The sequence below is a fragment of the Chryseobacterium phosphatilyticum genome (assembly GCF_002899825.2).
GTDB classification, from domain to species: domain Bacteria; phylum Bacteroidota; class Bacteroidia; order Flavobacteriales; family Weeksellaceae; genus Chryseobacterium; species Chryseobacterium phosphatilyticum.
Genome location: NZ_PPED02000080.1, coordinates 1 through 469, shown reverse-complemented (window position 1 = coordinate 469; position 469 = coordinate 1). Strand labels below are relative to the sequence as shown.

Here is a 469-nt window from a genome sequence, read left to right as displayed (position 1 = left end):
CGTCCTGTTCATCAGAGCGCTGCGGGGGCTCTCGCACCCCACCACGTCGCGACAGGGTAACCTGTACGTCATGATCGGCAGGGCGCGCGCCGTGCTCACGACCCTGGCCGGCCATCCGCCGGCGGGACTCGGCGCCTGGATCCTGGTGCTGCTCGGCCTCGGGATCGGTGGCGGCGCCGGCGCTGTGATCGCCAAGCGGGTGCCGATGACGGCGATGCCGCAGCTCGTCGCGGCCTTCCACTCGCTCGTCGGCCTCGCCGCCGTGGCGGGTGCGGCAGCGACGCTCTACGCCCCCCAGGCAGTCGGCATCCTCGAGAACGGCCACATCCACAAGGAGTCGCTGTTCGAGATGGCGCTGGGCGCGGCGATCGGCGCGATCACCTTCACCGGTTCGGTCATCGCCTTCGCCAAGCTCGACGGGCGCATGTCCGGCAAGCCGATCATGCTGCCGCAGCGGCACGCCATCAAC

The 469-nt window shown here is 70.8% G+C and carries 1 protein-coding gene; it reads left to right on the top strand.

Going from position 1 to position 469, the window contains the following annotated elements; all coding sequences use genetic code 11:
* Positions 1-469, top strand: a 469-nt coding sequence (locus tag C1631_RS25485) for an NAD(P)(+) transhydrogenase (Re/Si-specific) subunit beta (protein WP_165828376.1), incomplete at both ends; no start/stop codon positions are given.